Source organism: Hymenobacter sp. HD11105 (assembly GCF_054051685.1).
This window is the reverse complement of the sequence record NZ_JBSWBR010000008.1, coordinates 143,603-156,334: the sequence shown is the minus strand read 5'-3', so window position 1 is coordinate 156,334 and position 12,732 is coordinate 143,603. Positions and strand designations below refer to the sequence as shown.

9 protein-coding genes are annotated in these 12,732 nt (G+C 60.9%); 5 read left to right on the top strand and 4 right to left on the bottom strand.

Features of this window, described 5'->3' with window-relative positions; genetic code table 11:
* Positions 1–94: 94 nt before the first annotated feature.
* Positions 95–1,372 carry a dihydroorotase gene (locus ACW9KT_RS19200; protein ID WP_457083402.1) on the bottom strand — a complete coding sequence of 426 codons (1,278 nt, stop codon included), beginning with the start codon at positions 1,370–1,372 and terminating at the stop codon, positions 95–97.
* A gap of 78 nt (positions 1,373–1,450) precedes the next feature.
* Positions 1,451–2,431, bottom strand: coding sequence for an aspartate carbamoyltransferase catalytic subunit (locus tag ACW9KT_RS19195; protein WP_457083400.1), 981 nt, complete (start codon positions 2,429–2,431; stop codon positions 1,451–1,453).
* Between the two features lie 1,357 nt (positions 2,432–3,788).
* Here ACW9KT_RS19195 and ACW9KT_RS19190 point away from each other — a divergent pair.
* Entirely contained in the window at positions 3,789–6,122 is a 2,334-nt protein-coding gene (locus tag ACW9KT_RS19190) for a DPP IV N-terminal domain-containing protein (protein ID WP_457083398.1), read from the top strand.
* 77 nt (positions 6,123–6,199) lie between these two features.
* Positions 6,200–7,231: an Atu2307/SP_0267 family LLM class monooxygenase gene (locus ACW9KT_RS19185; RefSeq protein WP_457083396.1), complete on the top strand. Its 1,032-nt coding sequence runs from the start codon at positions 6,200–6,202 to the stop codon at positions 7,229–7,231.
* A gap of 200 nt (positions 7,232–7,431) precedes the next feature.
* On the opposite strand, the gene ACW9KT_RS19180 is transcribed toward ACW9KT_RS19185, so the two are convergent.
* A complete protein-coding gene (locus ACW9KT_RS19180) occupies positions 7,432–7,554 on the bottom strand; it encodes a hypothetical protein (RefSeq protein WP_457083394.1) in 123 nt (40 codons plus the stop codon).
* 54 nt (positions 7,555–7,608) lie between these two features.
* On the opposite strand from ACW9KT_RS19180, the gene ACW9KT_RS19175 reads away from it, so the two are divergent.
* The gene (locus ACW9KT_RS19175; RefSeq protein WP_457083392.1) at positions 7,609–7,821 is read left to right on the top strand and encodes a VOC family protein; all 213 of its coding nucleotides are present in this window, start codon (positions 7,609–7,611) and stop codon (positions 7,819–7,821) included.
* 51 nt (positions 7,822–7,872) lie between these two features.
* Here the strand turns inward: ACW9KT_RS19175 and ACW9KT_RS19170 are convergent, their stop codons facing one another.
* On the bottom strand, positions 7,873–10,323 hold the full coding sequence (locus ACW9KT_RS19170) for an outer membrane beta-barrel protein (protein ID WP_457083390.1): 2,451 nt from the start codon (positions 10,321–10,323) through the stop codon (positions 7,873–7,875).
* Positions 10,324–10,589: 266 nt separating this feature from the next.
* Here ACW9KT_RS19170 and ACW9KT_RS19165 point away from each other — a divergent pair, with 266 nt between their 5' ends.
* Both ACW9KT_RS19165 and ACW9KT_RS19160 read left to right on the top strand, forming a co-directional pair.
* Positions 10,590–11,705, top strand: a complete 1,116-nt coding sequence (locus tag ACW9KT_RS19165) for a sensor histidine kinase (protein ID WP_457083388.1) — start codon at positions 10,590–10,592, stop codon at positions 11,703–11,705.
* Positions 11,665–12,399 (top strand): LytR/AlgR family response regulator transcription factor, encoded by a 735-nt coding sequence (locus tag ACW9KT_RS19160; RefSeq protein ID WP_457083386.1) that lies wholly within the window; start codon positions 11,665–11,667, stop codon positions 12,397–12,399. Before ACW9KT_RS19165 ends, ACW9KT_RS19160 begins: the two co-directional genes overlap by 41 nt.
* Positions 12,400–12,732 lie beyond the last annotated feature (333 nt).

The following is a 12,732-nucleotide window of genomic DNA, read 5'->3' as shown; positions in this document are numbered from 1 at the left end:
CTTACCCGCGGCCCCAAAGCTAAGGCTACGACCCCAGCGGTAGGCGAAATTCGCGGCGAATCCTGAAAAATACCGGTCCTAGCGCGACGAACTATCAGCGCTCCAGCAGAATTTCCGTCCCCAAAATCACCAGGTCTACCCGGCCCTTCAACGTCTGGTCGATGAAGGGCGTGTTCTGGGATTTGGATTTCATGAATTCCCGCGTGAAGGTTGTTTCCGCTGCGGTATCGAACAGGACGCATTCAACTATTTGGCCGACTTCGACGGTGGGTACCGGCAGGCCCATCAGGCGGCGGGGCTCCGCCGAAAAGCGCTTCACCACCAGGTCCCACCCGAATTTGCCGGGCTCGACGAAGAAGTGGTAAAGCGACACCAGGGCCGTATCCAAGCCGGTGATACCGTTGGGCGCGCTGATGAAGTCCTGGGCTTTTTCGAACGGCGTGTGCGGGGCATGGTCGGTGGCAATGAGGTCAATTACACCTTCTTTAAGTCCCTCGAGCAGGGCATCACAGTCCGCCTGCGTCCGCAGCGGTGGGTTCATCTTGTAGTTCGTGTCGTAGTCGCCGATGTGCTCGTCGGTAAACATCATGTGGTGCGGGGCCACTTCCGCCGTGACCTTCACATCGCCGCGGGACTTCCACCAGCGGATGGTCTCCATGCCGAGCTTGCTGGACACGTGCTGGATGTGCACGTGCGCGCCGGCCGCGTGGGCCAGGCGAATGTCGCGGTCGATGATGATTTCCTCCGCGCACGCCGGCGAGCCCTTGATGCCGAGCCGGTAGCTCATCACCCCTTCGTTCAGGGCGCGTGGCCCGGCCAGCTCCGGCACCTCGCAGTGGCTGGCGAAAAACATCCCAAACTCGGTGGCGTACTGCATCGCTCGTAGCAGCACTGCCGGGTCGGCGGTGGTATCCCCGTCGTCGGTAAGCATTTTCACCCCCAGCTCGCGCATGCCCTCGATTTCCGCCAGTTCCTTGCCCTCGCGGTTCTTGGTGACGCAGCCGGAAGTGTACACCGGAATGCGGGACCGGTCCTTGGCATTTTCCAGCACGGTGGCCACGGAGGTCGCCGAGTCAAGGGCTGGGCGGGTGTTGGGCATCATGACCACGCCGGTAATGCCGCCATTGATGGCCGCTTCGCTCCCTGTAGTGATGGTTTCCTTGTTCTCAAATCCGGGCGCGCGAAAATGGACGTGGGCATCAAACATAGCCGGCATAAGCACGCGACCCCGCGCGTCGATGATGCGGCCACCCTCGGGAATGGCTAGGTTGGTGCCGATTTCCTGAATTTTTCCTTCGACAATCAGGACATCGCCCTCGCGCAGTACGGGTGAATTTTCGGCGGCGATGCGGGCATTTTGAAGGAGGAGCATGAAGTGATAATTTCTGTAAACCGCAAGGGTTATGGAAGATGTAAACTAAAGAGTAAAGTCAGCCGTCGTATTCGGCAGTCAGGGCACAATAACCGGCGAGCTGGCTCGCTGCGGTGCGGCATACGCTTCCTGCCGCGGGAAGTCTCCACCCGGCGTGAGCCAGTCGAGTACAGCCATGCGAACGGAAATCCCGTTTTCGACCTGGTTGGTAATCAGGCTGCGCTCATAGTCCATGACGGCGTCGCACAGTTCGACCCCCCGGTTCACGGGGCCGGGGTGCATGATGTAGAGGCCCCGGTCGCTGATTTCCGCCAGCCGGGTGTTGGTGATGCCATAGACCCGGTGGTATTCGCGGACGCTGGGGAAAAACTGCACGTCCTGGCGCTCCAGCTGCACGCGAAGCAGGTACACCACATCGGGCGCCCAGGCCATGGCCGCTTCGTAGTCGGTAAAACGGGGGATGGTGGCCGGGCCGTACTTGGGCACCAGCGAGCCCGGGCCGAGGTAAGCGACCTCAACGCCCAGCTTTTGCAGCAGGGTGCTGGTGGAGCGCGCGACGCGGGAGTGGAGAATATCCCCGATGATGAGGACTCTTTTGCCCCGAGGGTCGGGGAATTTTTCCTTGATGGTGAAGGCGTCCAGCAGGGCCTGGGTGGGGTGCGCGTGCGCCCCGTCACCGGCATTGATAACCGACGCCGTGGTTTGGCGGGCAATCATGCCGGGCAGGCCGGAGTGACCGTGGCGGACGACGATGTAGTCGGTGCGCATGGCCTGGAGCGTCTCGATTGTCTCGCGCACCGACTCGCCCTTGGTGATGGAGGAATGGTCGATGTTAAAATTCGTTACCTCCGCCGAGAGGCGTTTGGCCGCGACCTCGAAGGAGGAGTGCGTCCGGGTGCTAGCCTCATAGAACAGCATGAGCACGGATTTACCCTCAAGGGCGGGTATTTTTTTCACCGAGCGGGTGAACAGTTTTTTAAAGGACGTGGATTGGTCGAGCAGGAACTCGATTTCCTCACGGTGCAGGGATGCGATGTCGAGCAGGTCTTTGCGTGCCATACCGAGGTTAAGGAAAATAAGTACGTAGTCAGTCGTTAGGGACGGGTAAGGCTATCTGTTTTCGATGCGCTTACCCCGCCTTAGCATTATGTAATATGAATGGGCCGCGGAGCGGCCGCTGACGACCTCACGGGACATAAAAAAACCGTTTCGGAATCCGAAACGGTGGCGGGGCAACACTCAGTAAAAACAATGGAAATACCAGCGGCAAAATCGGGAGAACCGATGGTGGCGAAGACCTTCCGGTCTACTCGCGGTTCCCAGCCGAGCAGGTTCCCGCGCTTCATCAACAAGTTTTTTGGTTGAAGCATAATGCAAAACTACGGCATTGTTGCGCTCGGCAACTCATCGGCAATGTTGATTTTTTTTCGCCCCACTTTTCTCAACTTTTATTTTCGACCTAACGGGCTAAACGACGCCCTTTTTGTTCTTCTTTTCGTCAGCAAAAAAATTATGGCTCGCGTAACCAATTGCTTGGCAAGCCCAATCCCTCTTAACTTTAGCTCTTTATTTCGCGAGCCACAGCTCGCGGGCCAGCCCTCTCCGACAGCGAGCAGGGCATAAAGTGCTCGGTATTTCACGGGCTGCTTCGTTTTCGGCCGGCACCATTAGCGTTGAGGTGATCGGGTTAGGCTGGACAGATTAGGGGGATATCTTTCCTTTGTCACCATCAATAAGTCCTTACCCTGCCCGGTCGTGAAACTGACCTCTCCCGAGGTGCCGATTACGCTCCGGCAGTTGGCACCTCCTACCTCCAGCATCCGCGACAACGATTAATACCTTGGGTGGACCACGAATAAAAAAGCTGTTTTAACGCTTTCAAGAACGTCATGCTTCGACAGCACTCAGCATGACGTGCAGGATGCTTACTGTCCTGCCACCCTACTACACCTGCCGCGCTCGTTTTGGCTGTTGCCTATGTATCAGAGCGATAGGGTGCTCGTACCCAGCGGATGCGGGGCCAGAAACATTTCCACGAGCAAGTCAGCACGCACTTTCGTCTCGCGGAGTGCGTGCTGACGATGCCGTGCTAGCCGAGTGCTCCTCCTCGTAGGCGCGACCCACGAGCCCTTGTTAGCCATCTTTTGCCCCCGTCACCCAGGTGGAATGGGAGTCGGCGTCGCCTGCTGGCTGCCACAACTGAGAACGCAACATAGCAACTGCCCACGGGCAGAAAAGACAGCCCGCAAAGCAAAACCGAGGGCAGGCCTGCCGGGCTTAAAACCAGCGGGGCGGAGCCTGCTGGCTCCTGAATTACAGCCGGCCTCGTCCAGTCCCTAAGCAGTCGGGGGGCGACGTACCTAATCAAGTATTCGCCCTACCTTTCTCGCGTCAAAAACTGGTTAATACCTTTAGTATGCCCAAGTACTTACTTGTCCTTATCGTCCTGGCTCTGGGAATTCCTGCCCTCGTCACCGCCCAACAGCAGCCCGCCCTCACGGCCGAAGACTACGCCCGGGCGGAACGCTTCCTAGGCTACCACACCCAGGCGCTCGTGGACCGCAGCAGCGACCGGCCAAATTGGCTGGCCAATGACCGGTTCTGGTACCGCGTACTGACGGCGCAGGGCAGCGAGTTCATCTTAGTAGACTTAGTAGACCCAGCCCGTAAAACCCGCACGGCCGCCTTCGACCACGCTAAGCTCGCTACCGCGCTTTCGGCGGCCAGTGGCCAGGCATACGAGGCAACCCGGCTGCCGTTTCGCAGCTTTACGTTCTCGCCCGATGAGAAGGTGATGCACTTTACCGTGGGGGGCAAAAACTGGAAGTATGACGTGTCCAGCAGCCAGGTGAGTCCTGACCCCACGCCCACAACTAGCCCTAACGCCGCGAATGAAATTGTGTCGCCCGATGGCCAGCTGGCGGCCTACATCCGCGACTACAACCTGTGGGTGCGCAACACCCAGACCAACCAGCAAACTCCCCTCACCACCGATGGCGTAAAAGACTACGGCTACGCCACCGACAATGCCGGCTGGACGCACAGTGACCGGCCCATTCTGCTGTGGTCGCCCGACTCGCGCAAAATTGCCACCTTCCAGCAAGACCAGCGCAAAGTGAGTGACATGTACCTAGTCACGACGAACATTGGCAAGCCCAAGCTGGAAGCCTGGAAGTACCCGCTGCCCGGCGACCAGGACATCATCACCATTGAGCGAGTCATTCTTGAAGTAAACAGCCCCAAAGTCGTCCGTTTCAACATGGCGCCTGACTCGCGCCGGGGCTCCCTCTCCGACGACATCAACAGCGGCGGCACCGGCTTCGACGATGTACATTGGAGCCCCGATGGCCGCCAGCTAGCCTTTGTGTCGACCTCGCGCGACCATAAAGAGGAGAAATTGCGTGTGGCCGACGCCACCACGGGGGCCATTCGGGAGGTATTTTCCGAAACCGTGGCCACGCAGTTTGAATCCGGTCAGGGAGCCATCAATTGGCGCTATTTGCCCAAGAGCAACGAGGTTATTTGGTACTCAGAGCGCGACAACTGGGGCCACCTCTACCTCTACAATGCCACCACTGGCAAGCTCAAGCAGCAGATAACCAAGGGCAACTGGGTCGTCACGCAACTGCTGAAAGTGGATGAGAAAGCGCGCCAGCTTTACTTTCTGGCCGGCGGACGCGAGCCGGGTAATCCGTATTTTAGCTACCTGTACCGGGTAGGGATGGATGGTAAGCGCCTGACGCTGCTTACGCCGGAAGCCGGCAACCACCGGATTACCCTATCACCTTCCGGCCGCTACTTTATTGACACCTATTCCCAGCCCAATGTGCCGGCCGTGAGCGTCTTGCGCGCGATGGACGGCAAGCTGGTAACAACGCTGGAGAAAACCGATATTTCGCGGCTCAGCGCCACCGGCTGGAAGGCCCCTACCCCTATCACGGTGAAGGCGCAAGACGGACAAACCGACCTTTACGGGCTGCTCTTCACCCCCACCACGCTGGACCCGGCCAAGAAGTACCCCATTATCAACTACATCTACCCGGGTCCGCAGGGGGGCAGCGTAGGCAGTTGGTCATTCTCAGCCGCGCGGAGTGACCACCAGGCGCTGGCGGAGCTAGGCTTTGTCGTCGTCGTGCTGGAAGGCAGCTGCAACCCCCTGCGTTCCAAGAGCTTCCACGATGCCTGCTACGGCAACATGGCCGAAAATACCCTTTCCGACCAAATGGCCGGCATGCGCCAGCTGGCCCAGCGCTACCCGTATATTGACCTAAGCCGGGTCGGCATCTGGGGCCACTCGGGTGGCGGCTACGCCACGGCAGCGGCCATGTTTCGCTACCCGGACTTTTTCAAAGTGGGTATCTCCGAATCGGGCAACCACGAGAGCCGCAACTACGAGGACGACTGGGCCGAGCGGTATATCGGCCTGCTCAAAACCGAGGCGGATGGTACGACCAATTACGACTCGCAAGCCAACGCGCCCTTCGCTAAAAACCTCAAGGGCAAGCTCCTGCTGGCCCACGGCCTGATGGACGACAACGTGCCTCCCTACAATACCATGCTGGTGATCGAGGCGCTAACCAAGGCCAACAAAAGTTATGATCTGGTGCTGTTTCCCCAGGCCGCGCACGGCTACGGCGCGTATTCGCCCTACATGACCCGCCGCCGCTGGGACTATTTCGTGCGCCACCTGGCCGGCGCCGAGCCGCCCCAGGACTACGAGATGAAGCCCCAGCCTGATCCTCGCAACTAGGCACATTGATCTACTCGCCGGCGAGCCGTGCGGCTTGAACGGCGCGCTAGGCTCTACGAACAAGACGTATTTTTTTAATGGAAATTGGCATTGATAGTTTCGCGGCGGCCCTGCTCGATAATGGCACCGGCCAAACGCCTACGGGAGTAGAGGCTCTGAGCCAGCTCCTGGATCGCATTGCGTTTGCCGATCAGGTCGGCCTCGATGTATTCGGCATGGGTGAGCACCACCGCCCCGAGTACCTGGACTCGGCCCCCGCCGTCATTCTGGCCGCGGCCGCCGCCCGCACCAGACGTATTCGCCTGACCAGCGCCGTAACGGTGCTCAGCGCGGCGGACCCAGTGCGCGTGTTTCAGGAATACGCGACCTTGGACTTGATTTCGCAGGGCCGGGCGGAACTGGTGGTGGGCCGCGGCTCCTCCATCGAAGCATTTCCCCTCTTTGGCTTTGACCTCGACGACTACGACGAGCTGTTTGCCGAAAAACTGGACTTACTCCTCCGCGTGCGGGACCAGCAGCGCGTGCACTGGTCGGGCAAGTTCCGCCCGGCGCTCAGCGGGCAGGGCATCTACCCGCGGCCGCTGCAGGCGCAGCTGCCCATTTGGCTGGGTGTGGGCGGCACGCCGGCCTCCTTCGTGCGGGCCGGGATGCTGGGCTTGCCCCTCATGGTGGCCATCATCGGCGGCGACACCCACCGCTTCCGGCCCCTGGTAGACCTCTACCGCGAAGCCGGACTCCAGGCCGGGCACGCACCGGAGCAGCTGAAGGTGGGCCTGCACTCGCTGGGCTACGTAGCCGACACCACGAAGCAAGCGCAGGAGGAGTTCTTTCCAGGCTACGCCCGCACCTTCACGGCGCGGGCCCGGGAACGGGGGGGCGCGCCCGTGACGCGCGGGCAGTTTGAGGCCCAGGCCGGCTCCCGAGGAGCCTTGCTGGTCGGTAGCCCCGAGGAAGTGGCGGCCAAGATTCTGCGCCACAGCGAGGCCCTGGGGGGCATTTCCCGGGTTACCTTTCAGCAGGATGTGGCGACGCAGACGCACGCCAAGACCATGTACTCCACCGAGCTGCTGGGTACGCGCATAGCGCCGTTGCTGCGGGCAGTTAAGTAAGGGGCAGGGGAAAGGAGAAATAACTTGCCGCTGCCTTGGGCAGCATTTGCCGCTACTTTCATAGGAAGGCAGCTATTGCCTTACAGGTGGTATTTAATCCGCCCCGGTAAGGCAATAGCTGCCCTTCCTACTGCTGCTAGGCAGGCACGGAAACACTTCTTTTCCAGCCCAGCGCCGTAGGCTCGTGCTCACCCGGAAGCCTACTTTGCCAGCTTACCCGTGGCATCCAGCAAGGTGACCTTGCCATTGGCAAACTTCTTCACTTCCTCCAGCTGCGTGGCTTTGTCGCCCACCACGACGTACACCAGCTCTTTTTCCGGCATGTACACTACCTGATTCTAAAAAATGGGAACGCAGTCATCGGTTTGTTTCACGGCATGTTTGAAGGCAACATCCTAACCTTTAATCCGGGTTGGGACGCGGACGCGCAAAACCTGGCGCATTTCACGGATGTTCGAGCACTTCAAAAGGAGCTGAAAAGTAAAAACATGACGCTGACGGCGGAAGCCGATGAGCAGGCGCTTGGGCCGGCAGCGGTAATGCTCACGGACCCCGATGGGAATGTGATTTTGCTGGACCAGCATCGATGATAGCTCCATAGCCAACTTCGCAGATGCAGTAATGCCGCAGCTGGTGCTAGCTTAGTTGCCCTCAAGGCGCTTCTGCTCCTCACTGACACTGGTTTTGCGGCCCGGGGTAGCTTTCACCTTGTCGTTGCCGAGGCGATACGTGAGCGTAAGCCGCACCTGGGTGCTTTCCCAGCGGTTGGCAAACACGATGTCGAGGTTCTGGTAGCGCAAGTGGGAGTTGTAGCGGGCCGTGTTGAACAGGTCGGAGTAGCTGAGCTTAACCACGGTCCGACCGCTGGGGGAGGTGTACTGGGCGCCCGCGCTGAGCTGCCACTGATGCTGGACGCGCCCCAGCCCAAAGCGGGTGGGCGAATTGTAGAAGCCCGACAGCTCGGCGCTGAACTGGCGGCTCAACGCCCAGGTGCTGGTCGAGTTAAACGTCAGGGCGGCCTGCTGATTGACGAAGGGCTGCCCGTCGGGCTGGCGCAGGCGAAAGCGGTTGTAGAACAAGTTCAGGTTGCTGGTCGCCGTCCAGCTCCGCGTCAGCGTAAGGGGGGCCGTGAAGGTGAGAGCGGCGTTGTCGAAGCGGTCGAGGTTGGCACTGCTGACCACCTCAAGGCGGGTGGCGTTGTCTTGGGAGGGGAAGCGCGCGATCAGATCGCGGGTCCGGTTCACGCTCCCGCTCACCATAAAGCCCTGGGGGTGGGTGTAGGAGAGCTGCAGGTTGTTGGTAAACTGCGGGTTAAGGTAAGGATTGCCTTGCACGTAGGTGTACAAACTCACGAAGCTGACAAAGGGGTTGAGCTGCTGGTAGCTGGGGCGGTCGATGCGCCGGCTGTACGAGTATTGCAGCGTGTGCTGGCCCGGCAGCTTCTGGGTTAGAAACACGGTCGGAAACAACTCCAGGTAGTCGCGGCGCAGGCCCTGCTCCTGCGAGGCCGAGCGCCCGCGGGCCCGGGTGTGCTCGAGGCGCAGGCCCGTTTGCAGGTCAAAGGTGCGACCTAGCGGGGTTTTGTAGCTGGCGTAGGCGGCGTTGATGTTTTCGCGGTACGTAAAGTCGTTCGATAGCTGGGCGTCCGGCACCCAGACGCCCTGCTCGTCGCGGCGGAAGTTGGCCCGGTTATCCGACACCACGTAGCTGCTTTTGGCCCCCAGCTCCACCCGGCCCTGTGCGCCCAGGGGCTGGGCGTAGTCGACCTTGGCGGCGTAAATGGTAATGTCGGCCGTGTTGTGTGATTCGAACCGGCTGGCCGGGCTTAGCTCGCGCTGGTCGAGGCCCCGAAAGCGGTTCAGCAGCTGCTCCCCCTGCGCGCGGCGGAAAGCGGAATAGTCCAGGTCGGCCGTCAGCTCCCGGCCGGGGGCGGCGAAGGTGCGGCGCCAGTTCAGGTTGCCCGACCAGCTGCGCAGGGCTGTGCGCTGCCGGTTGCCGAGCGTGACCACCGAATCCAGGGCCTGCTCCGGCTGGTAAAGCGTCGTTGCGTTTTGCGAGTGCAGGCGCTGGTCGGTCCCCAGGCCGCTGAGCACCACCCCCACCGTCTGGCGCGGGTTGAGGATAAAATCGCCCCCCAGCTTGGCGGTATGGGTCAGCGGGTCGGTCTGGCGCGGCGTAAGCTGGTCGAGCACCACGCTTTCGGCCCCGGTGCCCACCGTGCGCACATTGTCATACAGCGCCCACTGCGGGTTGTAGGCCCCGTGGTAGCTGCCGAAGAAGTTGACGCCTGGGCGGCGCAGGTTGTAGGTGACGCCCCCGTTGTACTTGGCCCGGCGGCCGTACCCCACGCCGGCCGTGAGGGCGGTATTAGAGCCCAGGTCCAGGCTCTTTTTGAGGGCGATATTGATGATGCCCGCGTTGCCGGCTGCTTCGTAGCGGGCGGACGGGTTGGTGAGCAGCTCGATTTTGTCGATGCTGTTGCTGGGCAGGTTCTGCAGCAAGGCCACCACCTCGCTGGCCGGCAGGTTGCTGGGCTTGCCGTCAATGAGCACCAGCACGCCTTGCTTGCCGCGCAAACTCAGCACCTCGCTCTGGCGGTCAAACACTACGCCGGGGGCCTTCTCCAGCACCTCCAGGGCAGTGCTGCCCGCCGACCCGATGGACGAGCCCACGTGGAGCACGGTTTTGTCGGCCTGCTGCTCGAGGAAGGGCCGGGCCCCGGTTACCTGCACCTCCTTAAGCTGGACCTGCGCAGCCCCTAGCACCAGGGGTGGCACGGTCACGGTGCCGCCCGCGGCGGGCACGGCCACAGCCACGGCCGCCGAGGGGCGGTAGCTGAGCAGGCGGGCCTGCAGGGCGTAGGTGCCGGGGGCCACATCGGCCAGGTTGTATTGGCCCTGGTCATCGGCCACCGCCGCCGTGAGCACGGCCGAGTCGGGCAGGTGCAGCAGCAGCACGTTGGCAAAAGGAACAGGCGCGCCCTGGGCGTCGCGGGTCTGGCCGCTGAGCGTGCCGGTCTGGGCTTGGGCGGGGCGGCTGACGGTCAGCAGCAGGCCGGCGGTCAGGGAGAGGATGGTAAGCGTGCATTTCATGGGTCTGGCGTTAGTTTCCAGGCCGAAGTAGGCTCGTTCGCCGCTAGCATTTTAAGCTTTTAGACCAACGGCGGGGCGCCCTTGCCCGAGGGGGCGGCGCCCCGCCCCAGCGTCGTTCGTCGTGCACGGGCACCGTTCGTCGAAAAAAGGAGCCCTCGGACGAAAACCGGGAATAGAGCCGCGGGGACTTGGCTTAAATGGGTTACTTTTAGGAGATAACATCGCCCCTTCCGGGCTCCCCCCGCCGCTTCGCTACCCTTTGGCTTATGAAACTGCCGCTGCCCGTTATTGGCCTCCACCTGCTGGCTTGGGGGGCTTTTTTTCTCTATGAGTGGCTGTTCAAGCAGTGCGTGGTCACCGGCCAGCGGGAGTACGTACTGGAGCTCAAGTTTGTCGCCGTGCGGGTGGCCGTGCTCATGCTTACCGTGTACTCCGTGCTGGGGGTGCTCGTTCCACGTTTGCTCGACCAGGGGCGCAAAGCCGCTTTCGCGGTCGCGACCGGCGGGGCCATTGTCCTGGCGGCCGTGCTGATGCGCACGCTGAATCTCTACCTCGTTCTCGCGCCCCTGCCCAGTCTGCCCCCCGGGGCCAGCACGGAAATCTTCACGGTATTGGGCCTGGCGGTGTATATCGGCAACATCACCTTCAATGTGTGCTTTGTGCTGATGTTTTACTTCGTGCGGGGCTGGTCGCGCCAGCAGCGGCGGAGCCAGGAGCTGGAAGCCGCCATGCGCCAGGCCGAGCTGAGCTTGCTCAAGTCGCAGGTGCAGCCTCACTTCATCTTCAACGCTATCAACAACCTGTACGCGCTGGCCCAGAAGAATTCGCCCCACACGGCCGACATGATTTACCGGTTTTCGAATTTGCTCGACTACATGCTCTACGACAGCCAGCAGGCCTGGATCAGCCTGGACAAAGAGCTGAGCTACATCCGCAACTACATCGCCCTGGAGGAGGTGCGCTACGGCCGCCGCCTCGACGTGGCCCTGAACACCTACGATGCCCCCGGCCACTGGCTTATTCCCTCCCTCACGCTGCTGCCCTTCGTCGAAAACGCCTTCAAGCACGGCCTGAGCCAGCAGACCGGCCCCTGCTGGCTGCGTCTGGACGTGGCGGAAGTCAACGGCTGGCTGCACGTCAAAATCGAAAACAGCCTGCCCGAGGAAGAGACGCTCCCGGCCCCGGGACGCCCCCGCGGGGGGCTGGGGCTGGACAACATCCGCAAGCGCCTCGACATTCTCTACGGCCCCCATCGCTACGAGCTGCGCCTGCTCCGCGACGCCGACAGTTATCTGGTCGTGCTCAAGCTCCAACCTGACCCCGTTTTCCTCACTCCCCTCCATGAGCAGCCCGCCCCGCAAGTTGAAGTGCTTGGTCGTTGACGACGAGCCGCTGGCCGCTGAGCTCCTGGCCGGCTACATCGCTACGCTGCCTGAACTGGAACTGGCCGGCATCTGCCACCACGCCCTCGACGCCTTCACGGCCCTGCAGCGCCAGCCCGTCGACCTGATTTTTCTCGACATTCAGATGCCCCAGCTCACGGGCCTGCAGTTCCTGCGCGCCCTGGCCGCCCCACCGGCCGTCATCCTCACCACCGCCTACCGCGAGTACGCCGTAGAAGGCTTCGAACTGAACGTGGTAGATTACCTTGTCAAGCCCGTGCCCTTGGACCGGTTTCTGCGCGCCGTGGGCCGGGTGCTGACGCGCCACCAGCTGCCGGTGCCCCCGCCCAGCGCGCCGCTGGTGGCACCGGCGCCGGACCCCTACATGTACTTCAAGGTGGACAAGGAAATGGTGAAGGTATACCTGCGCGATATTCTCTGGATTGAGAGTCTGAAGGACTACGTGAAGATTCAGACCAGCACGAGGTTACTCGTGACTTATCAGCGCATCACCTTTTTGGAGGAGAAGCTGCCCGACCACGCCTTCTTGCGGGTGCACCGCTCCTATATCGTTGCCAAGGACAAAATATCTGGTTTTAGCCACGGTCAGGTGCGGGTCGGCGCCAAAGAGATACCGATCGGCAAAAGCTACAAGCAGGACGTGTTCCGGCGGCTGGAATCCTTGGGCGGCTGAGCGGCGCTAGCAATCAGCCGCTGTAGAAAGAAGACTAAGGGGAGTGAAGCCTGTTTACATATTAATTTACAAAGACACCCCTTTACCTTAAAACATGCTCCTTCGTGGCATTAAACGATGGCTAGTTCTCTTAACGTTATGTGGCTATGCTACTTCTTCTAATTATCCTGTTGTAAATAGCTACTTGCAACGATAAGGTCCGTGAACTGAAATTTATCGGACCTTATGCATTTCTGATATATCTCGTCAGTGATTGCGCTTAGGTTCTTCCGGCCATTGCTTTCTGCCCCTAAGAGCACGAAATCCATGGCGTAATAGCTGATAAATAGCGCG